The organism is Acidimicrobiia bacterium (genome assembly GCA_035651955.1).
Classification (GTDB): Bacteria; Actinomycetota; Acidimicrobiia; order IMCC26256; family JAMXLJ01; genus JAMXLJ01.
This window is the reverse complement of record DASRES010000082.1, coordinates 1-21,528: the sequence shown is the minus strand read 5'-3', so window position 1 is coordinate 21,528 and position 21,528 is coordinate 1. Positions and strand designations below refer to the sequence as shown.

Sequence of the window (21,528 nt, the reverse complement as noted above, 5' to 3'; positions counted from 1 at the left end):
CGCGAGTCACCCTGGCGGTTGAAGCCGACCTGGATGCCCTTGGAGATGTCCCTGGTGCCGAGGTTCGACGTCATGATGATCACGGTGTTCTTGAAGTCCACCGTGCGACCCTGCGCGTCCGTGAGACGCCCGTCCTCGAGGATCTGCAGGAGGGCGTTGAACACGTCCGGGTGGGCCTTCTCGATCTCGTCGAACAGCACCACCGAGAACGGCTTGCGCCGGACGGCCTCGGTGAGCTGGCCACCCTCGTCGTAGCCGACGTAGCCGGGAGGCGACCCGACCAGGCGAGACACGGTGTGCTTCTCCATGTACTCGCTCATGTCGAGCTGGATCATCGCCGTCTCGTCACCGAACAGGAACTCGGCGAGCGTCTTGGCGAGCTCCGTCTTCCCGACGCCGGACGGGCCGAGGAAGATGAACGAGCCCGACGGCCGCTTCGGGTCCTTGAGGCCGGCGCGCGTCCGGCGGATCGCCTGCGACACCGCCTTCACCGCGGCGTGCTGGCCGACGATCCGCTTGTGCAGCTCGTCCTCCATGCGCAGCAGCTTGGCCGTCTCCTCCTCGGTGAGCTTGTAGACGGGGATGCCCGTCCACAGCGCGAGGACCTCGGCGATCGACTCCTCCGTCACCTCGTTGAAGAGGTCGACGCCCTCGGCCTTCCACTCCGCTTCCTTCGCGGTGCGCTGCTCGAGGAGCTCCTTCTCTCGGTCGCGCAGCTTCGCGGCCCGCTCGAACTGCTGGCCCTCGATCGCGGCTTCCTTCTCCTTGCGCACCTTGGCGATCTCGTCCTCGAGCTCGCGGTAGTCGGGCGGCGCCTGCATGCGACGGATGCGCAGCCGCGAGCCGGCCTCGTCGACGAGGTCGATCGCCTTGTCGGGCAGGTGCCGGTCGGAGATGTAACGGTCCGCGAGGTTCGCCGCCGCGACGATCGCCTGGTCGCTGATCGTGACGCGGTGGTGCGCCTCGTAGCGCTCGCGCAGACCCTTGAGGATCTCGATCGTGTGCGTGACCGACGGCTCGTCGACCTTGATCGGCTGGAAGCGCCGCTCGAGCGCGGCGTCCTTCTCGAGGTACTTGCGGTACTCGTCGAGCGTCGTCGCGCCGATCGTCTGCAGCTCGCCGCGCGCCAGCATCGGCTTCAGGATGCTGGCGGCGTCGATCGCGCCCTCGGCCGCGCCCGCGCCGACGAGCGTGTGCAGCTCGTCGATGAACAGGATGATGTCGCCGCGCGTGCGGATCTCCTTCAGCACCTTCTTGAGGCGCTCCTCGAAGTCGCCGCGGTACCGGGAGCCCGCGACGAGCGCGCCGAGGTCGAGCGTGTAGAGCTGCTTGCCCTTGAGCGTCTCGGGCACGTCGCCGTCGATGATGTCGGTCGCGAGGCCCTCGACGATCGCGGTCTTGCCGACGCCGGGCTCGCCGATCAGCACCGGGTTGTTCTTGGTGCGGCGCGACAGCACCTGCATGACGCGCTCGATCTCCTGCTCGCGCCCGATGACAGGGTCGAGCTTCTTCTCGCGCGCGAGCTGGGTGAGGTTGCGGCCGAACTGGTCGAGCACGAGCGAGCCGGACGGCGTGCTCTCGCTGCCGCCGCCCGCCGGCGCGGACTCCTTGCCGCCCGCGTAGCCCGACAGGAGCTGGATCACCTGCTGGCGCACGCGCGACAGGTCGGCGCCCAGCTTGACGAGCACCTGCGCGGCGACGCCCTCGCCCTCGCGGATGAGGCCGAGGAGGATGTGCTCCGTCCCGATGTAGTTGTGACCGAGCTGCAGCGCCTCGCGCAGCGACAGCTCGAGGACCTTCTTGGCGCGCGGCGTGAACGGGATGTGGCCCGACGGCGCGGAGCCGCCGTGACCGATGATCTCCTCCACCTGGGCACGGACCGCCTCGAGCGAGATGCCGAGCGACTCGAGCGCCTTGGCGGCGACGCCCTCACCCTCGTGGATCAGGCCGAGGAGGATGTGCTCCGTCCCGATGTAGTTGTGGTTCAGCAGGCGCGCTTCCTCCTGCGCCAGCACCACGACTCGCCGGGCTCGGTCGGTGAAGCGTTCGAACACGTGCAGCCGCCTCTCGTGAGCTTGTCGGTACCGGCACGTCCTCCGTAACGGTTCGTCCGTGTGTTCGACACACGGTGTTCGATACGGCGCACGAGCCGGACTGGCTCGAAATCGATTGTAATCGGCCCCGGAGCCCGGCTTCGGCCGCCGGAGATGGATCACTGATCGGTCGCCGGCGGGTCGATCTGAAGGACCGGACGGGGCTCCCGACGCCTGCCGGACGTCAGACGTTCGAAACTTCGCCGGCTTGGAGTTTGTTCCCCCGGGTGCATAGCCTCACGCCATGCGGCGCACCTTCCGGGCGGGCCGGTGAAGCCGGTCGAGCGCCTGGGTCTCGCCCCGCTGTCCGGCGACCTCGAACGAGTCGAGACCGGGCTGCGTGAGGCCGTGCGCAGCGACGACCCGTTCCTCGCCGAGGTCGCGGTGCACCTCGTGCAGGCGGGTGGGAAGCGGCTCCGCCCCGCGCTGACGCTGTGCACGGCGTACGCGGCGACGGGCGGCGAGCGTCCCGCGAGCGACGAGGCCGTGCAGGGCGGCGTCGCCGTGGAACTCGTCCATCTCGGCTCGCTGTACCACGACGACGTGATCGACGAGGCCCAGACGCGCCGGGGCGTGCCCGCGGTGAACGCCCGCTGGAGCAACATCGTCGCGATCCTCGCCGGCGACTTCCTGCTCGCGCGGGCGTCGGAGCTCGCCGCCGCGCTGGGCGCGGACGTCGCCGCGCTGCTCGCGTCGACGATCGGCGAGCTGTGCCGGGGTCAGGTCCTCGAGCTGCAGCACCTCTTCGACGTCGACCGCAGCGAGGAGCGCTACCTCGCCGCGATCTCGGGCAAGACCGCGGCGCTGTTCGCGACCGCGTGCCGGATCGGCGGGATGGTGAGCGGCGTCGACGGCCCCGCGCTCGACGCGCTCACCGAGTTCGGCCGTCACCTCGGGCTGTGCTTCCAGATCGTCGACGACGTCCTGGACGTCACGGGCAGCGACGACGAGCTCGGGAAGCAGGCGGGCAAGGACCTCGTGGAGGGCGTCTACACGCTGCCCGTCATCTACGCCCTCGGCGAGTCGCAGGCGCTGCGCGAGCTGATCGGCCGGCCGCTCGACGACGAGACGGTCGCACGGGCGCGTTCGCTCGTCACCGCCGACGGTGCCACGACCGCGGCGCTCGACGTCGCGCGCGCGGAGGCGAAGCGTGCCGACGAGGCGCTGTCGAAGGCCGGTGACCGTCTCGACGTCGCGGTGTGCACCGCGATGCGACGTCTCGTCGACGGCCTGGTGACGCGCTCCTCCTGAACTTTGGTGGATTCGACACCTCTCCGGTGTCGAATCCTCCAGAGCTCGGTCGCTATGCGCTCGCGGCCTGATCCGCCGCGTCGTCGGCGACGGTCGCGTCGCCGGTGATGTCGGCGAAGAACTCGAGCACCGCGGCGTTGAACGCGTTCGGCGTCTCGACCATCAGGCCGTGCGCGGCGCGCGGGATGATCACGAGCCGCGCGTGCGGGATCAGCTCGGCGAGCTCCTCGGCGTCGCCGACGGGTGTCAGCGCGTCCTGCGAGCCGGTGATCACGAGCGTCGGCACGGTCACCCCGCTCAGCTCGAACCGGAGCTCGTCGGACATGTCGAGGATCGCGTCGACCTGTGCGACGAACGGCTCGGGCGGCGACTGCAGCAGGATGCGCGCGAGCAGGTTGAGCCAGAGCCCGAACCGTCGCCGCAGACGCGGGCCGATGAGCCACTGCAGCCCGTCGTCGCCGAGCGCGGCCATGCCCTTCTCCTGCACCGCGGCGGCCCAGTCGGCGAGCAGCTCGCGCCGCCAGGGATGGTGCCGGCACGCCGTGCACGCGAGGACGAGCGAGCGCGTGCGCTCGGCGTACAGCACGCCGATGATCTGCGCGATCGCGCCACCCATCGACGCGCCGATGACGTGCGCGGCCTCCACGCCTTCGGCGTCGAGGATCCGCACTGCGTCGTCGGCCATCTGGAACAGCGAGTAGGGGCCGGGCGGGCGACCGGAGCGGCCGACGCCGCGGTTGTCGATCGCGTAGCACCGGAAGCGACGGCCGAAGGCGAGGCGCTGGAACGCCCAGCCCCGCGAGTCCGTGCCGAGGCCCTGGATCATCAGGAGCGGCTCGCCGTCGGCGCGGCCGAAGACCTCGTAGTGGATGTCGACGCCGTCGGATGCCACGAGATCGGGCACGGACCCCTCGCCCCTTCTCGGCCGGCCCCTTCTCGGCCGGCCCCTTCTCGGCCGCTTCTCGATCGGATGGTCACGCACGCCCCCGGGCCGGCCGGCGCCGCACGTCAAACGGGTTTCGACCGTATCGCGCGCACCGCGCGCGATCCCGTGTTTCGCGCGTGGTTCCGGCGACGAACCTGCCCCGTCAGCGGGGCCTCTGCCCGCGGAGCAGGCCTTCTACACCTTCGCGGGCGGCCTCCGCGAGCTCCGCGGCGGCGAGCGGATCGTCGGGATCGACCGCGGCGGGGATCGGGTCGCCGACGACGACGCGCCACGCGCGCAGCGGCAGGCCGAACGGGCCGCCGGGCAGGACGGCGACCGGGACGACAGGGAAGCCCGTCGCCGCGAACAGGAGCTCGAGCGGGGGTGTGCCCGCGCCCGGGCGCAGCCACGTCGGCCCGAGCGGGACCGCGGCGAGGTGACCGGCGCGGAGCACCGCGGCAACGTCGTTCGGGTACTCCGCGATGCCGCCGAGCGCGCGGAAGGCGTCGCCGACGAACGGCGCGTCGGGCGTCCCGACGATCCGCAGCCTTCGGCCGCGCACGCGGCGCACGGCCATCCCGAGCGCAGCCGGCTCGACGATGCCGAGTCCGCGGTTGGCGACGAGGAGCCCGGGACCGTGCTCGGGGATGCGATCACCGTGCACGACGTCCACGCGCGCGACGAGCGCGAAGAACGGCGAGACGAGGTCCTGCAGGTGCGGGTCACCGCCGAACGGGTCCCGCGGGTACCGACCGTCGATGCGCCGGACGAGCGCGGCGAACGGCGACTCGGGTGGCGACACGCGATCGTCGTCGATGCCGAACGTGACCGAGACCTCGCGCGAGACGTCGCGCAGGGCTCCGGCCGCGTCCCTCACGCGGCAGCCTCCGACGGTCGCAGGCGCGTCACGGTCGCCCACTCGAACAGCTCCACGCAGATCTCCTGCGTCGAGCGCAGCTCTCCGATGCCGAGCACGTCACGCGCCCGCGAGCCGTCGGCCGTCCGGCCCTTGCACATCAGCTCGGCGACGTGCGGTGGCACCGGCGCGCCCGCGACCTCAGCGACACGACACGCGACCGACCAGCCGCCGCCGATCACGGGGAAGGGCACGCGCCCGCCGAGGCGCGCCGCCTGCCACGGGCTCGCGGCACCAGCACCGACGACGTTCAGCGCGCCCTCGTGGTCGCGTCCGAGCGCGGTGACGAGCGCGTGCGCGGCGTCGTCGGGCGACACGAGCGAGAACGCGGGATCCGCGAGCGCGGGAACCGGTACGACCGGCAGCCGCAGCACGCGACCGAGCGGGCTCGGCACGTGCGATCCGACGACCGGCGCGAGGCGAACCGCGGTGACGGGGATCGCCTGCGTGCGCGCGGCCGCGGCCGCGATCGACTCCATCTCGAGACAGCTGCGACCGAACGGTGTGGTCGGCGCGACGGGCACGTCTTCGTCGGGCACCGCCGCGCGCCCCCGGCCGCGGCCGTACACCTCGACACCGCTGCGGAGCACGACACGTTCCAGCTTCCCGGTGCGCGCCGCGGCACCGAGCGCGTGCACGGCCATCGCCTCGGTGCGCTCGCGCGCCGGTCCGGGCTCGCAGCGCGCGTGTGGCTCGTACACACCGACGTGGATCACCGCGTCGGGCGACACCTCGGTCACGAACTCCGTGAGGCGCTCGCGCTCGAGCGGGTCGATCCGGCGGAACTCGCTGCGGTGGAGCCGGCGGCGCGGCGGCAGGTAGTCGACACCGACGATCTCCTCGACGTCGTCACGGTCCTCGAGGATCTGGGCGACGCGTGTGCCGAGCTCGCCGCCCATACCCGTCACCAGCACACGCACGTCTCCAGGATCGCGCGCCGTGGCAACCGGCGTCGCCGATCGGCGCGCGGGCTCAGCCTTGATTGCGCTCGAAGACGATGCGCAGGCCCTGGAGCGTCAGCCAGGGCTCGAAGTGCTGGATGGTGCGCGAGTACGGCATGAGCAGCTCGGCGTGCGCGCCGGTCGCGACCACCACGCACTCGCCCAGCTCGGCTTCGAACCGCTCGACGAGCGCGTCGACCTGACCCGTGAAGCCGTAGACGGCACCGGACTGGATCGACTCGACGGTCGACTTGCCGATCACGTTCTTGGGCGGTACGAGCTCGACGCGCCGCAACGCGGCGGCGCGTCCGAACAGCGCGTCGAGCGAGATCTCGACGCCGGGGACGATCGCGCCGCCGAGGTACTCGCCGCGCTCGCTGACGGCCTCGATGGTGATCGCGGTCCCGAAGTCGACGACGATCGACGGCCCGCCGTACTGGTCGTACGCGCCAACGGCGTTCGCGATGCGGTCGGGACCGACCTCCTTCGGGTTGTCGTAGAGGATCGGCATCCCGGTGCGGACGCCGGGCTCGACGACGAGCGCGTCGTACCCGAAGTACCGCCGGGTCATGTCGCGCAACGCGGCCGTGACGCGCGGGACGCCGGACGCGATCGCGACGCCCGTCACCTGCGCGTCGAACGAGAAGCCGTGGAAGCCGAGGAACTGCTGGATCAGCAGCGCGAGCTCGTCCGACGTGCGCTCGGCGATCGTCATGATGCGCCAGTGGTCGGCGAGGCGAGGGCCGTCGAACAGCCCGATCAGCGTCTCCGTGTTGCCGGCGTCGATGGCGAGCAGCATCAGCGTCCGCCTTCGGTCGTGACGAGATCGAGGCCCAGGTCGAGCACGGGTGCCGACTGGGTGATCACGCTCGTCGAGATCAGGTCGGCGCCTGCCGCGGCGTACGCGGGAACGGTCTCGAGCGTGACGCCGCCCGACACCTCGACGAGCATCCGCGCGTCACGCTCGCGCACCAGTGCGACGCACTTCGCGACCTCGTCGGGCGTCATGTTGTCGAGCAGCACCATCTCGGCCCGCGCGTCGATCGCCTCGTGGACCTGCTCGACGCGGTCGCACTCGACCTCGACGGTGCGCCCGGGCCAGCGCGCGTGCGCGGTCTCGACCGCGGACCCGATCGACATGCCACCCAGGTGGTTGTCCTTGACGAGGACGAAGTCGGACAGCGAGCCGCGATGGTTCACGCCCCCGCCCGCGCGGACGGCCGCCTTCTCGAGCGCGCGCAGCCCGGGGAGCGTCTTGCGCGTGTCCCAGATGCGCGTGTGCGACCCCGCGGCCTCGACGAACCGGGCGGTGAGCGTGGCGACACCCGACAGGTGGCACAGGAAGTTCAGCGCGGTCCGTTCGCCGGTCAGCACCGATCGCATCGGGCCCTCGACGCGACCGACCTTCGCCCCCGGGCCCACGTGCGAGCCGTCGGCGGCCAGCCACGTGACGTCGACGCGATCGTCGAGCTGCGCGTAGACCTCGGTCGCGCACCGCGTCCCTGCGATCACGCCGGTCGCGCGCGCGACCACGTCCCCCGCGACGGTGCGATCCGCGGGGATCAACGACGACGTCACGTCGCCGAGCGGACCGAGGTCCTCGGCGAGCGCCCGCGCGACCGCGTCGCGGACCGCGTGCAGCGGCGGGTCGGCGTCGGGTTTCAACGCGCGTGCTCCGGGGCGTCGACGGCCAGCGGCACGAACTCGGGCGAGCCGCCCGCGGCGATCACGAAGCGGCCGAGGTAGTCGTTCGAGCGCTCGGCGAAGTCCTCCCGCGTGTGCGTGCCGCGCGACTCGTGACGGGCGCTCGCGGCGGCGACGAGCGCGCGGCCGATCTCGCAGAGGTTCTCGAGCTCGTGGACGTCCGTGCGGTGCGTCCCCAGGAGCGGTGCGACCGCTCGCTGGGCGACGTCGAGCGCGTCGGTCGCACGCCGGAGGCTGTCCGCGTCGCGGAGCACACCGGCGTCGTTCGTCATCGCGCGCTCCAGCCGGTCGCGCGCGGCGGCGACGTCCACCGTCCCGCGGTCGCCCGTCGCGGTCACCTGGACCTCGTGCTCCGCGGTGGTCACGGGGAGGATGCCGCGCAGCACGCCCGTCGGCGCGGGCTCGTCCTTGCCGCGCGCGATCGCGGCGACCGCCCGGGGCGCGAACACGAGGCCGTCGAGCAACGAGTTCGACGCGAGACGGTTCGCGCCGTGCACACCCGAGCACGCGGCCTCGCCGCACGCCCACAGGCCGGGCAGCGTGGTCGCGCCGTCGAGGTCGGTCGCGACGCCGCCCGACAAGTAGTGCGCGGCCGGCGCGACCGGGAGCCAGTCGCGACGCGGGTCGATCCCCGCGGCGCGACACGAGCGCCAGATGGTCGGGAATCGCTGCGGGAAGTCGTCGCCGATCGCGGTCGCGTCGAGCCAGAGGTGGTCGAGGCCGCGGTCGCGCAGCCGTCGTGCGATCGCGCGAGCGACCACGTCGCGCGGCGCGAGGTCCGCGAGCGCGTGCTCCTCGGCCATGAACGCGACGCCGTGCTCGTCGCGCAGCACCGCACCCTCGCCCCGGAGCGCCTCGGACAGCAGCGGGCGCGGCATCGACTCCTGGTGGAGCGCGGTCGGGTGGAACTGCATGAACTCCATGTCCGCGAGGACCGCGCCGCCACGGCGGGCCATCGCGGTACCGTCGCCGGTCGACAGCGGCGGGTTCGTCGTCACGGCGTAGAGCTGCCCGGCGCCACCCGTCGCGAGCACGGTGTGGCGGGCGCGCACCTCGACGCGCGTGCCGCCGGCGTCGACCGCGACCACGCCCGCGCACCGGCCGTGGTCGCGGAGCAGCTCGGCGGTGAACCAGCCTTCCCGCACATCGGCGTCGCTCGCGCGCACGGCCCCGACGAGGGCACGCTCGATCTCCGCGCCGGTCGCGTCGCCACCGGCGTGCACGACGCGCGCGAGCGAGTGACCTCCCTCGCGGGCGAGCGCGAGCGTCGCCTCGCCGTCGCCGGTACGGTCGAACTCGGCGCCGAGCGCGATGAGCTCCCGCACGCGGACCGGCCCGTCGTTGACGAGCACGCGCACGGCGTCGACGTCGCAGAGCCCGGCACCCGCGGCGAGCGTGTCGGACAGGTGCAGCTCCGGGGAGTCCGGCGCCGCGAGCGCGGCCGCGACACCACCTTGCGCGTAGCGCGTCGCGGAGTGCTCGAGCTCGCCCTTGGTCAGGACGACGACCGAGAGCCCGGCGCTGATCGCGTGGATCGCGGCCGAGAGGCCCGCGATCCCGCTCCCGAGCACCAGGACGTCCGGCTCGCGCCCACCACGCGCGCCCTCGGTACCGGTCATCTACGGGGCGAGGTCGTGGAGCTCGCGGTCGAGGGCCTGGAACGACGGATCGGTCGGCCGGTTGCGGGAGTCGACGTGCACGACCTTCGGCGCGTAGTCGTCGAGCTCGGCGTCCTCGTACTGCGCGTACGTGATGACGATGACGCGGTCGCCGGGCTGCACGAGTCGCGCGGCCGCGCCGTTCAACACGACGTCACCGGGACCGCCCGTGATCGCGTACGTCTCGAAGCGCGCGCCGTTGTCGATGTCGAGCACGTGGACCTGCTCGTTCTCGAGAATGTCGGCGAGGCCCATGAGCATCGGGTCGAGCGTGATCGACCCGACGTAGCTCAGGTCGGCGCCGGTGACGGTCGCCCGGTGGATCTTCGACTTCATCATCGTCCGGCGCACGACGCTCTCCCTACTCGCTCGCTGGCACGGGTGCCGTGATGCCGGGATCGGCGCGTACGTCGTCGCCGTCCACGATCACGGTCATGTTGTCGATCAGCCTGGTCTTGCCGATGCGCGCCGCGACCGCGACGAGCACCTCCCCGCCGTCGTCGAGCCGTGCGAGCGGGGTCAGGTCCCCCGCGTCGACGACCTCGGCGTAGTCAAGCGTGGCGAGCGCCTCGGCGTCGACCCGGGCGCTCAGCACACGGCGCAGCGTCGCCGCATCGCGCTCGCCCCGGCGCAGCGCGTCGACCGCGTCTCGCAGCGCGGCCACGAGCACGCGCGCCGCGGCACGTTCGCGCTCGTCGAGGTTCGCGTTGCGGCTCGACATCGCGACGCCGTCCGGCTCGCGCACCAGCGGGCAGCCGACCACCTCGACCGGGAGGTTCAGGTCGGCGGTCATGCGGCGCACGACGGCGAGCTGCTGGAAGTCCTTCCGGCCGAAGTACGCGCGGCCGGGGCCGACGATCGAGAAGAGCTTCGCGACGACCGTCGTCACGCCGTCGAAGTGCGTCGGGCGCGAGGCGCCGCACAGCCCGCCGGTCAGCGCGTCGACGTGCACGGTCGTGAGCGGGGGCCGGGGGTACATCTCGTCGACCGACGGGACGAACAACACCTCGACGCCCGCGTCGCGCGCCAGCTCGCGGTCGCGCTCCAGGTCGCGCGGGTAGCGGTCGAGGTCCTCGGACGGCCCGAACTGCAGCGGGTTCACGAAGATGCTGACGACGACCGTGTCGCCGGCGTCGCGCGCGGCCCGCATGAGCGACACGTGCCCGTCGTGGAAGAAGCCCATCGTCGGGACGAGCCCGACGCGCCGGCCGGCGCGGCGCGCGGCATCGCACCACACGCGCATCTCGTCGATCGTTGTGATGGTGATCATGCGACGACCGGCGTCAGCACGCCGTCCATCTCGGGGTCGTTGGTCTGCGCGAGACGGCGCGCGCCGCGCGCCACCGCGACGTACAAGTCGCGCTCGTCCGACGGGAGCGCGTCGAGGTGCGCGAGGACGGTTCCCGTGTCGCCGCGCGCGACGGGACCTGTGAGCGCGGTCGCGGGTGTTGTCGCGGCGGCGTTGTCGAGCGACGCGCGCACGAGCGGGACGAACGCTTCGAACGGCACGCCGCATGCGGCGGCGAGCCGCTCGACCTGTCCGAGCAGGGCCACGACGTGGTTCGACGCGATGCACGCGGCCGCGTGGTAGAGCCGCCGCGCCTCCGGGTCGGCGGGCAGGTCGAACACGCGCGATCCGAGCTCATCCGCGAGCGCCCGGGTGGCGGGGCCGTCGACGGCGCACCACGCGCCGTCGAGACGGGCGGCGCCGAGCTCCGGGGACGGCAGCGTCTGCAACGGGTGCAGCACGCCCACCTCGACGTCGGGACGTGCGGCGCGCAGGCCGTCGAACACCTCCGGGCCCGCCACGCCGGACAGGTGCACGACCAGCGCGCCCGACCGCAGCGACGGCGCCACCGCGTCGGCCGCGGGCGCGATGGCGTCGTCGGGGGTCGCGATCACGACGACGTCGACGTCGCATCCCGCCTCGGCCGCGTCGACGCACGCCGCGCCGAGCAGCGCGGCGGCGCGCACGGTCGACGGCGCATCGGGCGCGCGGCCCGCGACGGCGCGCACCGACCAGCCGCGGCGGGTGAGTCGCAGCGCCACCGCCGTGCCGGCCCGTCCGGGTCCGACCAGCGCGAGCGCGCGGGAGGCGTGGATTTCGTCCAACAGCGGGAACCTTCTCGTTCCAGCCCCGTCACCGGGTGCCGGACTGACGGCCCTCGTCGAGTCGCAATCGTACCGTGGTCGGGCGGACGCCGGGCCAGCCGCCCGCGGGCCGGCGGCCTTCGACGAGGTCGGGCGCGACGTCGCCGAGCGGGGCGAGGACGAACCCGCGCTCCCACATCCGGGGGTGGGGCACCACGAGGTCGGGCTCGTCGACCTGCTCGTCGCCGACGAGCAGCACGTCGACGTCCAGCGTCCGGGGACCCCAACGCTCGCCCCGCACGCGGTGCGCGGCGCGCTCGAGCGCCTGCGCGACGCCGAGCAGCGCACGCGCGCTCAGCTGCGTGTCGATCGCGACGACCGCGTTCAGGTAGTCGGGCTGCTCGGGCCCGACGGGGTCCGTCTCGTAGACGTCCGAGACCGCGACGACGTGGATGCCGTCCGTCGCGTCCAGGCCGTCGAGCGCAGCCTGCAGGTTCGCGACACGGTCGCCGAGGTTCGAGCCGAGCGCGAGATGCGCACGCGCCGTCACCGCGTGATCGTCACCGCGACGTGGTCGACGAGCACGCCGACGGGCGGCCGCAGCTTCCGGACGGTGACCGTCGCGTGCTGCACGCGCGCGTCGTTCGTGCACACGTCCGCGATCCGTGTCGCGAGGCGCTCGAGCAGCGCGTAGCGCTCTGTCCGCACGACGCGGGCGATCGCGTCGGCGAGCTCGCCGTAGTCGACGGTGTCGTCCAGCGCGTCGCTGTCGCCCGCCGAGCGGACGTCGACGTCGAGCGCCACGTCGACCTCGAACGGTTGGGCGCGCACCTGCTCCTCGGGGAGCACACCGTGCACGCCGAGCTCGCGCAGCCCGACGATCTCGATGCGATCCGTCACGCGGGCCTCAGCGGGCGCGGACGATCCGCTCGTCGAGCGTGACCGCGACGATCTCGCGCCCCGCGGCGCCGAGCTGGCGGCCGGTCTGGCGCTCGAGGATGCCGATCGCGTGCGGGCCCTCCTGCACGAGCCCGCAGTAGAGCAGGTATCCGGCGAGCGTTCCGATGATCCGGTCGCCGAACTCCTCGTGGTGCACGAGCACGCGCTCGTTCGGGTCGTCGAGCCAGCCCGCGATCGTCGAGTAGATCGTCGACAGCCGCTCGGGCATCTCGTCGCGCCGGCCGAGGGGGATGTGCTCGTACGCGAGGCCGGCGTCGTCGTAGGCGTGCAGGTTGTGCGGCGAGTCGAGCAGCGAGAGAACGTGCGTGAACCCGTGGCTGCCGAGCCAGATGAGCTCCTCCTGGCGGCGCACCTTGCGATGGTTGCGGGCGAAGCCGCCCGGGCGCTCGGACCCGGCCAACCGGTCGCGGATGATCCAGCAGAAGAAGCGGGGCTCGAGTCCCTGTGCCCACCGTCCCCTCATGCGGCGACCCCGTCGGGCGTCGCCCGGCGCAGGATCGAGAGCAGCTCGGCCGTCGCGACCGCACCGCGCACCTCGTGCACGCGTGCGACCGCGGCGCCCCGCTCGAACGCCCACATCACCGTCGCGAGCGTCGCGTCGTCGCGCTCGTCCGCGGGCGCGCCGCCGACGAGCCGTCCGAGGAACGACTTGCGCGACGTGCCGACGAGCACCGGGACGCCGACCGTCGCGCACAGGCGGGCCAGCCCGACGAGCAGCTCGAGGTTGTGGCGCACCGTCTTCCCGAATCCGATGCCCGGGTCGGCGACGAGCGCGCTGTCCGCGATCCCGGCGTGACGGGCCGCGTCGAGGCGCTCGACGAGGAACGCGGCGACGTCGCCGACGACGTCGTCGTAGCGCGGGTCGTCCTGCATGGTCCTCGGCTCGCCCCGCATGTGCATGACGACGTACCCCGCGCCTGCCGCCGCGACCGTCGCCAGCATCCGGTCGTCGAAGCGTGCGGCCGAGACGTCGTTGACGATGGTGGCGCCGACGTCGACCGCGGCCTGGGCGACCGACGCCTTGACCGTGTCGATGCTGACGGGCACGCCGGCGTCCGCGGCGAGGGCCCGCACCACCGGGAGGACCCGTCGGAGCTCCTCCTCGGCGTCCACCGGCGCCGCGCCCGGGCGGCTCGACTCACCGCCGACGTCGAGGATGTCGGCGCCCTGGGCCGCGAGATCGAGCCCGTGGGCGATCGCGGCGTCGTGGGCGAGCCACTTCCCGCCGTCGGAGAAGGAGTCGGGGGTGACGTTCACGATGCCCATGACGGCCGGACGCGCACGGCCGAGCACCGACTCCCAGGCGAACATCGGCGAGCAGCGTAGCGGCCGACCGGCCCGCGACTTCCGTCAGGAAGCCGTCAGAACCGCGACGGCCGCGCTGTCGGTGACGCTTCAGTGAGCGAGAGATCGGTCCTGGACCGACTCACGCTTCAGTCAAGCTCACGCCCGACCGGTCTGGTTGATGAAGGACATCGCCTCCGCGCGGGTGGCGGGGTTGTCCTTGAACAGCCCGCGGACCGCGGACGTGACCGTGAGCGAGCCCGGCTTCTTCACCCCGCGCATCGACATGCACAGGTGCTCGGCCTCGATGACGACGAACACACCGGCCGGCTTCAGCACGTCCATGAGCGCGTCGGCGACCTGGGTGGTCAACCGCTCCTGCACCTGTGGCCGCCGCGCGTACCCCTCGACCAGGCGGGCGAGCTTGGACAGCCCGGTGATGCGGCCGTCGTCCCCCGGGATGTACGCGACGTGCGCGTGCCCCGCGAAGGGGATCAGGTGGTGCTCGCACAGCGACTCGACGCGGATGTCGCGCACCATCACCATCTCGTCGTGGTTGGCCTCGAACGACACCTGGAGATGACGGGACGGGTCGTCGTGCAGGCCGGCGAACAGCTCGGCGTACATCTCGGCGACCCGGGCCGGCGTCCGCTCCAAGCCGTCACGGTCGGGATCCTCACCGATGGCGTAGAGGATCTCCCGGACGGCTCGCTCGATGCGCGGCTTGTCGACACCGCGCCGCTCGGGCAGCGGATGGACGGGGTTCGTCTCGGACATGCTGCCCGAGACTACGACGTGGTCCGCCGAGGGGATGGGGCCGCGTCGCTCGCGGCAACGGCCGACGGGCGGCCGGCGCCGAGCTCGTCGCCGCGCGTGCCGGTCCACGGCGTCGTCGCCGCGAGGATCTCCTGCACCCGCTCGGCCTCGAGCGTCTCGTGCTCGATGAGCGCGTCGGCCAGCGTATCGAGCACGTGACGGTTCGTCTCGAGGATGTCCCGCGCGACTGCGTGCGCGCCGTCGACGAGCCTGCGGACCTCGACGTCGATGTGGGCGGCGACCTCGTCCGAGTAGTCGGGCGTCGACTGGAGGTCGCGGCCGAGGAACACCTCGCCGTGCGGGTGACCGAAGCGCATCGGGCCCAGGGTCTCGCTCATCCCGTACTCGGTGACCATCTGGCGCGCGACGGTCGTCGCGCGCTCGATGTCGTTCTGCGCGCCCGTCGTCGGGTCCTCGAACACGAGCTCCTCCGCGGTGCGCCCGCCGAGCAGCATCGCGAGCTCGTCGACGAGCTCGCTCCGGCGCACGAGGAACTTGTCCTCGACCGGCAGCGTGAGCGTGTACCCGAGCGCGCGACCGCGCGGGATGATCGACACCTTGTGCACCGGGTCGGTGTTCGGGAGCGCGTGGCTGACGAGCGCGTGGCCGGCCTCGTGGAACGCGATGACCCGCTTCTCCTTGTCGGAGATGAGCCGGCTCTTGCGCTCGGGTCCGGCCATCACGCGGTCGATCGCCTCCTCGAGCTGCGGGAGGCCGATCAGCTTCAGGTGGTGACGGGCAGACAGCAGCGCGGCCTCGTTCATCAGGTTCGAGAGGTCGGCGCCGGTGAAGCCGGGCGTGCGGCGCGCGATGACGTCGAGGTCGACGCCCTCCGCGATCGGCTTGCCGCGCGCGTGCACCGCGAGGATCGCCTTGCGGCCCTCGAGGTCGGGACGGTCGACGACGATCTGGCGGTCGAACCGGCCCGGGCGCAGCAGCGCGGGGTCGAGGATGTCGGGACGGTTCGTCGACGCCAGCAGGATCACGCCCTGCTTCATGTCGAAGCCGTCCATCTCGACGAGGAGCTGGTTGAGCGTCTGCTCGCGCTCGTCGTGACCGCCGCCGAGGCCGGCACCGCGCTGACGGCCGACGGCGTCGATCTCGTCGACGAAGACGATCGCGGGCGCGGCCGCCTTCGCCTGCTCGAACAGGTCACGCACGCGCGACGCGCCGACGCCGACGAACATCTCGACGAAGTCGGAGCCGCTGATCGAGAAGAACGGCACACCAGCCTCGCCGGCGACGGCCTTGGCGAGCAGCGTCTTGCCCGTCCCGGGCGGGCCGTACAGGAGGACGCCCTTCGGGATCTTGGCACCCATCTCCTGGAACCGCTGCGGCGACTCGAGGAACTCCTTGATCTCCTGCAGCTCCTCGACGGCCTCGTCGAGCCCGGCGACGTCGGCGAACGTCGTCTGGGGCTGGTCCTTCGAGACGACCTTCGCGCGCGACTTGCCGAAGCTCATCACGCGACTGCCGCCGCCCTGCATCTGGTTCATGAACAGCAGGACGATGCCGACGATGAGCACGAAGGGCAGCGCGCTGATGAGCACCGACAGCCACGGGTTGGTCTTCTGCGCGTCGGTCTTCAGCGAGACGTCCGCCGCGACCGTCTTCGACGTGATCGTGTCGGTGTAGCGGTCGGGGAAGCGGACCTCGTACTGCGTGCCGTCCGCGAGCTTGCCCTTGATCTCGTGGTCGCGGTCGTAGAGCGTCGCGGACGCGACGTCGTGCACGCTCAGCCGGTCCTCGTACGACTTGATGCTGAGCTGCTCGCGCGGCTCGCCGCGCGTCAGCAGCTGCACCGCGAAGAAGACGGCGAGCGCGGCGAGAAGCAGCCACACGAAGATGCTGCGGCGCAGCTTGGTCACGGGTTCGCCCACCTCGCGGGACGGAAGGGACGCATCAGCCTAACCGCACGCCCTGCGGGCGATCGCTCGGCTTCAGCCCGGCAGCACCCCGGCGTACTCGGCGATGAACGGCAGGTTGCGGTAGCGCTCGCCCACGTCGAGGCCGTAGCCCACCACGAAGGCGGGTGGGATGCGGAAGCCGACATACCGGAGGTCGGGATCGACCTTCTGGAGACCCTCCTTGAGGAGCAGCGCGCAGACCTCGACGGAGGCGGGATTGCGCGCGGCCAGGTTCTTCCGCAGGTAGGCGAGTGTCAGCCCCGAGTCGACGATGTCCTCCACGATGAGGACGTGCCGGTCGGTGAGGTCGAGGTCGAGGTCCTTGATGATCCGCACGACCCCACTCGTGCGGGTCGCCGAGCCGTACGACGACACCGCCATGAAGTCGAACTCGACGGGCAGGTCGATCGCGCGGGCGAGGTCGCTCATGAACATGAACGCGCCCTTCAGCACGCCGACGAGGAGCGGTGGGCGGTCGGCGTAGTCCGCGGTGATGTCCTTGCCGAGCGCGGTGACGCGCTCCTGAAGCTCGTCGGCGTCGACGACGACCCGTCCGACGTTCGGGTCCGACATGGTCACGCTCGACCTCCCACCGTGTTCATGCGTCGCTCGACCGTCCACGAGCCCGGCGAACGACGCATGAACGACGAATCACGCATCGCCGGCATCGTGGTGTGCGCGCGGCCCGAGACGCAACCGTCCCGCCGTGCGCGCGACACGGCGGCCTCCCGTCAGCTCCGCCGCGCGCCGCTCGCAACGCGCGACCGCGAGCACGCGCTCGACCTCGGCGTGCGACGGCGGTGGACTCCCGAGCCACGCGCGCACGGCGCGGCGCTGCAACGGGAGCGGCAGCGCGAGCAGCGTGTGCGCGGGTGGCTCGTCGTCGTCGTCCGGCCCGGGCCACGCGGCCGCCGCGAGCTCGTCGAGCCAGCGCGACTCGTCACCGATGACGTCAGCCTGACGGGCGAGCACGGGCACGAGATCGCGGCGCGCGCCACGTTCGAGGAACGGGATGAGCTCGCGGCGCACCCAGACCCGCCGGAAGGCGACGTCGTCGTTCATCGGATCGTGCAGCGGCGCGACGCCGAGACGCGCGCAGATCTCGACGGTGTCCGCGCGCCGGAGCCCCAGCAACGGGCGCACGACGTCGCCGGCCCGCACCGCCATGCCGGCGAGCCCGGCCGGACCGGAGCCGCGCAAGAGGTTCAGCAGCACGGTCTCGGCCTGGTCGTCCGCGGTGTGCCCGACGAGGATCGCGCTCGCGCGGAGCTCGTCACGAGCGTCCCGCAACGCCGCGTAGCGCGACGCGCGCGCGCGCGCCTCGAGGTTCGGTCCTGGCGCGAGTGCGACGCGCGTGGTGCGCGCGGGAACGCCGAGACGCGCGGCGAGCTGCGCGACACGCGTGTACTCGTGCGCGCTCCCGTCACGTAGCCCGTGGTCGACGTGCACCGCGACCGGTTGCAGCCCCGCGACCGACGCGAGCGCGAGCAGCGCGAGCGAGTCCGCGCCGCCCGAGCACGCGACGACGACCGGCGCGGCGAGCTCGTCGAGGCCGCGCAGGCGCGCACGCCAACCATCGAGCGCGCGCGCGAGCCGATCGGTCGACGCGACCGTCACGCGCCGACCCGTGCGAGCCACCGGCTCGGCTCGGACAGCTCCTCCATCGTCGGGAGCGCCTCGGGCGCGCGCCAGGCGGCGTCGATCGCGCGCAGCCCCGCCTCGCGCTCGACCGCCTCGACGAACGCCTCGCCCACCTCGTACTGGCGCATCTTCATCTCGAGCCCGAGGAGCTTCTGCAGCTGCGCGGACAGCCCCCGCGCCTCGCGACGGGCCTGGAGCACGCGCGCCATGCGCTCCTGCCCGGCTACGTGACGCCGCCCGAGGTGGTTCATGACGACGTTCCCGTGTCCCTCGAGCAGCGACATGAGCGCCTGGACCTGCGACAGCAGGCCGCGCTGCTCCGGCGTCGCGAGCAGACCGACGAGACCCCCCTCGTCGAGCGGGTTGCGACCGCGGCGCAGCTCGTCGGCCGCACGCGTCAGCGCCTGCACGAGCCGGCGGGGGTCCGGGTCGACCATGCCGAGCGAACGCTCGACGAGCGAGAGGAAGTAGCCGCGCAGCCACGGCACGCCGGTGAACTGGGCGCGGTGCGTCAGCTCGTGGAGCGCGATCCACAGCCGGAAGTCGCGCGGCCGGAAGGCGAACCGCTTCTCGAGGCCGAGCACGTTCGGGCCGACGTAGTAGACCGCGTCGGTCGGGATCGCGCCCGTCTCGGCCGGGTCGTCCGGGACGAGCAGGTCGTACTGCCCGAGGACGCGCTGCGCGAGGTAGCCGAGCAGCGCGCCCATCTCGGCACCCGCGACCCGACGTCCGATCGGCGCGACGGGGCTGCGCGCCACCCGCTCGGCGACGCGGTCCGTGAACGGCCGCAGCATGTGCTGCATCGACGTGACGTTCGCGTCGACCCAGCCGACGCGATCGAGGACGGTCCCCGCGGCGCGGCCGGGGCTGTGCAGCCCGGTGAACTCGGCGACGAGCGCCTCGGCCTCGGCGGTCACCTCGGCGAAGTCGCGCTCGAGCGACGACCCGAGATACGACGTCGCGAACCGCTCCCGTCCGGCGAAGCGCCTCGCGACCTGCGCGGCGAGCTTCCAGTCGACGGGCTCGGGCGCCGCCCGCGTCGCGGGACCGGCCGCGTCGGTCACGGTGCCGCCGGCCTGCACGCTCGCTCCGTCAGCGACCGCGGTACTTGGGACCCAGGACGCGCACGTAGTACCCGACGAGCAGCGCGATCACGATCAGGAACGCGCCGAGGGCCAGGATCGGCGCGATCCAGAAGTGCCACGGCTTCGGCTTGGCCGCCGCGACCGTGTCGGCCCACGCGGGCGTCGACCCGAGCGCGACGACCACGACGGCCGAGAGGGTCACGAGGAGCGAGCGGAGCGGCTTCAACCTTCCTCCGTGAGCGCGACGACGAATCGCCTGCATCGTAGAGCGGGGGCCGCGAGCCGGTCGGACGCGCCCGTCCGGGCGGTTCAGCCGGTGGGCGTCAGCAGGGGTGCGAGCACACCGGCGACGCGCCGGCCGCCGTCCGCCGAGAAGTGGACGCCGTCGTAGAGGACGGGCCCGCCGTCGAGGCGGTTGCCGGGCTCGAGCACGCGGTTGAGGTCGAAGAGCCGGGCCGACGGACCGGCGCTCGCCGCGACCGCGCGGATCTCGTCGTTGATCGCGTCGACGCGGCGACGGTCGTTGCGCTGGTAGTGGACCTGCCCCGGGACCTCGTTCTCCTGGAAGTACGGGTTGGTGACGAGCACGACGCGCGCGCCCTGCGCGGTGAGGATGGCGACGGCTTGGCTCAGCAGCGTGTCGACGTGCGCGCGCCAGGCCGCGCTGCCGACGTCGAGCCACTGCCCGCCGACGCGCACGTCGTAGACGTCCCACGCGCCGAACATGATCACGGCGACGTCAGGTCGCAGCTTGTCGACGACCGGCGGCCAGCGGGCGCGCCAGTCGCACAGCGGGTTCACGGGCCCGGTCTCGACGGCGTCGATCCGGCGCGCGTCGCGATCGACGACGAGTGGGCACCCGATCACCGCGCCGTTGACGACGACGTCACCGGGCAGGCGGGCGGCGACACCGTCGGCGAGCGTGTACGCGACGGAGTCGCCGACCACGAGGACGCGCGGCGGTGGCCGCGGTACGGCGGGCGCGCCGGGCGCGGGGCGCGGCGACGCGGCACGCGCGGCCGGGATCCTGGCGTTGGATGCAGTGACGAGGTGCGACGCGTCCGCGGCCCGGGCGACGGAGTCGAGCCCTGTCGTGGTGGGCGGGGCGAGCGTGGCGACGATGATGGCGGTGAGGGTGAGGTTGCCGCCGGCGGGGGCCCAGGCCCAGGTGCGCCAGCCGGTGAGGTGGCCGGTGCGGATGGGTTGTTCGAGGTAGCGGTAGGAGGCGGCTGCGATCGCGATGGCGACGATCGAGCGGAGCGCGAGCAGGGGGAGCAGGTCGAGGCCGGTGCGGGTCTTGGTGAGGTACAGGTCGACGGGCCAGTGCCACAGGTAGATGCCGTAGGAGCGTCGCCCGATCCATTGCAGCGGGCCCCACGCCAACCCGCGTCGCAGCAGCGACCAGCCCGGCACGACGACCGCCGCGATCACCGCCGCGGTGGCCAGCGCGACGAGCGCGAAGCCGCCCCGGTACAGCCAGCGGCTCGTCGAGGTGGTCGAGGACCACACCCACAACGTCCAGACCGCGCCGGTCACACCGAGGGTCTGGACCGCGACCCGCCCCGGGCGGGCGACCGGGCGCATCGCCCCGTCGCGCATCCGGGGGGCCAACAGCACCGCCAACGCCGCGCCGATCAGCAACGCCTGGGCCCGGGTGTCGGTCCCGTAATACACCCGCGACACATCGGCGGGACCGTGATACAGGACCGCCATCAACACCGCCGACCCGGCCGCGGCGGCGAGCGTGATCCCCAACAACCAGCGGCGCAGCACCGGTCGGGACAACAACCCGACCAGCAGCACCGGCCACACCAGATAGAACTGCTCCTCGATCCCCAGACTCCACAGATGCCGCAACGGTGACGGCGCCGCGAACGCCCCGAAATAGCCCTGCCCCGTCAACCAGAACCGCCAGTTCGCGACATAGAACAACGACGCGAACGAATCCCCCCGCAACAACGGGCCATCCACCCGATACCCCAACACCCCCACCAACACCGCCACACCGGCCAACAACCCCAACAACGCCGGCAACAACCGCCGCGCACGACGCACATAGAACCGGCGGAACCCCACCGAACCCGACCGGCCCCACTCCCCCACCAACAACGCCGTGATCAAAAACCCCGACAACACGAAAAACGAATCAACACCCAAAAACCCGCCCCGCCCCCACCACACCGACCCATGAAACGCCATCACCCCCAACACAGCCACCCCACGCACCCCATCCAACCCCGGCACATACACCAAACC

Annotated in this window: 22 protein-coding genes; 1 reads left to right on the top strand and 21 read right to left on the bottom strand. The window is 72.5% G+C overall.

The features are described 5' to 3' along the window. The coding region (locus VFC33_17865; GenBank protein HZR15106.1) for an ATP-dependent Clp protease ATP-binding subunit at positions 1 to 2,054 on the bottom strand (2,054 nt) is incomplete at its 3' end. A 309-nt stretch (positions 2,055 to 2,363) separates the two neighbouring features. Between VFC33_17865 and VFC33_17860 the strand changes: the two genes are divergently transcribed. Next, positions 2,364 to 3,344, top strand: a complete 981-nt coding sequence (locus VFC33_17860; GenBank protein ID HZR15105.1) for a polyprenyl synthetase family protein — start codon at positions 2,364 to 2,366, stop codon at positions 3,342 to 3,344. A gap of 52 nt (positions 3,345 to 3,396) precedes the next feature. Here VFC33_17860 and VFC33_17855 read toward each other — a convergent pair whose 3' ends face one another. The 20 genes from VFC33_17855 to VFC33_17760 form a co-directional block, all read right to left on the bottom strand. Further along, a complete protein-coding gene (locus VFC33_17855; protein ID HZR15104.1) occupies positions 3,397 to 4,248 on the bottom strand; it encodes an alpha/beta fold hydrolase in 852 nt (283 codons plus the stop codon). 184 nt (positions 4,249 to 4,432) lie between these two features. Then, positions 4,433 to 5,146, bottom strand: a complete 714-nt coding sequence (locus VFC33_17850) for a hypothetical protein (GenBank protein ID HZR15103.1) — start codon at positions 5,144 to 5,146, stop codon at positions 4,433 to 4,435. Continuing rightward, positions 5,143 to 6,105: an NAD-dependent epimerase/dehydratase family protein gene (locus VFC33_17845; protein HZR15102.1), complete on the bottom strand. Its 963-nt coding sequence runs from the start codon at positions 6,103 to 6,105 to the stop codon at positions 5,143 to 5,145. Before VFC33_17845 ends, VFC33_17850 begins: the two co-directional genes overlap by 4 nt. A 52-nt stretch (positions 6,106 to 6,157) precedes the next feature. Continuing rightward, positions 6,158 to 6,925 carry a type III pantothenate kinase gene (locus tag VFC33_17840; GenBank protein ID HZR15101.1) on the bottom strand — a complete coding sequence of 256 codons (768 nt, stop codon included), beginning with the start codon at positions 6,923 to 6,925 and terminating at the stop codon, positions 6,158 to 6,160. After that, complete coding sequence (gene nadC, locus VFC33_17835; protein ID HZR15100.1) at positions 6,925 to 7,791, bottom strand: carboxylating nicotinate-nucleotide diphosphorylase; 867 nt, start codon at positions 7,789 to 7,791, stop codon at positions 6,925 to 6,927. Before nadC ends, VFC33_17840 begins: the two co-directional genes overlap by 1 nt. Beyond that, positions 7,788 to 9,449 (bottom strand): L-aspartate oxidase, encoded by a 1,662-nt coding sequence (nadB, locus tag VFC33_17830; GenBank protein HZR15099.1) that lies wholly within the window; start codon positions 9,447 to 9,449, stop codon positions 7,788 to 7,790. Before nadB ends, nadC begins: the two co-directional genes overlap by 4 nt. After that, positions 9,450 to 9,839 carry an aspartate 1-decarboxylase gene (gene panD, locus VFC33_17825; GenBank protein ID HZR15098.1) on the bottom strand — a complete coding sequence of 130 codons (390 nt, stop codon included), beginning with the start codon at positions 9,837 to 9,839 and terminating at the stop codon, positions 9,450 to 9,452. 10 nt (positions 9,840 to 9,849) lie between these two features. Then, the gene (gene panC / locus VFC33_17820; GenBank protein HZR15097.1) at positions 9,850 to 10,758 is read right to left on the bottom strand and encodes a pantoate--beta-alanine ligase; all 909 of its coding nucleotides are present in this window, start codon (positions 10,756 to 10,758) and stop codon (positions 9,850 to 9,852) included. Then, positions 10,755 to 11,600: a Rossmann-like and DUF2520 domain-containing protein gene (locus VFC33_17815; protein HZR15096.1), complete on the bottom strand. Its 846-nt coding sequence runs from the start codon at positions 11,598 to 11,600 to the stop codon at positions 10,755 to 10,757. Before VFC33_17815 ends, panC begins: the two co-directional genes overlap by 4 nt. 28 nt (positions 11,601 to 11,628) lie before the next feature. Next, on the bottom strand, positions 11,629 to 12,129 hold the full coding sequence (gene folK / locus VFC33_17810; GenBank protein HZR15095.1) for a 2-amino-4-hydroxy-6-hydroxymethyldihydropteridine diphosphokinase: 501 nt from the start codon (positions 12,127 to 12,129) through the stop codon (positions 11,629 to 11,631). After that, positions 12,126 to 12,479 (bottom strand): dihydroneopterin aldolase, encoded by a 354-nt coding sequence (gene folB / locus VFC33_17805; GenBank protein HZR15094.1) that lies wholly within the window; start codon positions 12,477 to 12,479, stop codon positions 12,126 to 12,128. Before folB ends, folK begins: the two co-directional genes overlap by 4 nt. A 7-nt stretch (positions 12,480 to 12,486) precedes the next feature. After that, positions 12,487 to 13,002, bottom strand: a complete 516-nt coding sequence (locus VFC33_17800) for a hypothetical protein (GenBank protein ID HZR15093.1) — start codon at positions 13,000 to 13,002, stop codon at positions 12,487 to 12,489. Continuing rightward, a complete protein-coding gene (gene folP, locus VFC33_17795) occupies positions 12,999 to 13,850 on the bottom strand; it encodes a dihydropteroate synthase (protein HZR15092.1) in 852 nt (283 codons plus the stop codon). Before folP ends, VFC33_17800 begins: the two co-directional genes overlap by 4 nt. Positions 13,851 to 13,982: 132 nt before the next feature. Continuing rightward, positions 13,983 to 14,600 (bottom strand): GTP cyclohydrolase I FolE, encoded by a 618-nt coding sequence (gene folE, locus VFC33_17790; GenBank protein HZR15091.1) that lies wholly within the window; start codon positions 14,598 to 14,600, stop codon positions 13,983 to 13,985. Positions 14,601 to 14,611: 11 nt separating this feature from the next. Next, positions 14,612 to 16,507: an ATP-dependent zinc metalloprotease FtsH gene (gene ftsH, locus VFC33_17785; protein ID HZR15090.1), complete on the bottom strand. Its 1,896-nt coding sequence runs from the start codon at positions 16,505 to 16,507 to the stop codon at positions 14,612 to 14,614. A 72-nt stretch (positions 16,508 to 16,579) separates the two neighbouring features. Next, on the bottom strand, positions 16,580 to 17,119 hold the full coding sequence (gene hpt / locus VFC33_17780; protein ID HZR15089.1) for a hypoxanthine phosphoribosyltransferase: 540 nt from the start codon (positions 17,117 to 17,119) through the stop codon (positions 16,580 to 16,582). A 78-nt stretch (positions 17,120 to 17,197) separates the two neighbouring features. Beyond that, positions 17,198 to 18,163, bottom strand: a complete 966-nt coding sequence (gene tilS, locus VFC33_17775; GenBank protein HZR15088.1) for a tRNA lysidine(34) synthetase TilS — start codon at positions 18,161 to 18,163, stop codon at positions 17,198 to 17,200. After that, entirely contained in the window at positions 18,160 to 19,269 is a 1,110-nt protein-coding gene (locus tag VFC33_17770; protein ID HZR15087.1) for a zinc-dependent metalloprotease, read from the bottom strand. The genes tilS and VFC33_17770 overlap by 4 nt, the downstream gene beginning before the upstream one ends. Before the next feature lie 10 nt (positions 19,270 to 19,279). Further along, entirely contained in the window at positions 19,280 to 19,498 is a 219-nt protein-coding gene (locus VFC33_17765) for a hypothetical protein (GenBank protein ID HZR15086.1), read from the bottom strand. A gap of 83 nt (positions 19,499 to 19,581) precedes the next feature. After that, positions 19,582 to 21,516 carry an acyltransferase family protein gene (locus tag VFC33_17760; protein HZR15085.1) on the bottom strand — a complete coding sequence of 645 codons (1,935 nt, stop codon included), beginning with the start codon at positions 21,514 to 21,516 and terminating at the stop codon, positions 19,582 to 19,584. Positions 21,517 to 21,528 lie beyond the last annotated feature (12 nt).

Bases quoted from the DNA above. Each gene is read 5' to 3' on its own strand.
- VFC33_17840 (HZR15101.1), bottom strand. From the start codon at position 6,925: ATGCTGCTCGCCATCGACGCCGGCAACACGGAGACGCTGATCGGGCTG.
- nadB (HZR15099.1), bottom strand. From the start codon at position 9,449: ATGACCGGTACCGAGGGCGCGCGTGGTGGGCGCGAGCCGGACGTCCTG.
- panC (HZR15097.1), bottom strand. From the start codon at position 10,758: ATGATCACCATCACAACGATCGACGAGATGCGCGTGTGGTGCGATGCC.
- VFC33_17800 (HZR15093.1), bottom strand. From the start codon at position 13,002: ATGAGGGGACGGTGGGCACAGGGACTCGAGCCCCGCTTCTTCTGCTGG.
- folP (HZR15092.1), bottom strand. From the start codon at position 13,850: ATGTTCGCCTGGGAGTCGGTGCTCGGCCGTGCGCGTCCGGCCGTCATG.
- folE (HZR15091.1), bottom strand. From the start codon at position 14,600: ATGTCCGAGACGAACCCCGTCCATCCGCTGCCCGAGCGGCGCGGTGTC.
- hpt (HZR15089.1), bottom strand. From the start codon at position 17,119: ATGTCGGACCCGAACGTCGGACGGGTCGTCGTCGACGCCGACGAGCTT.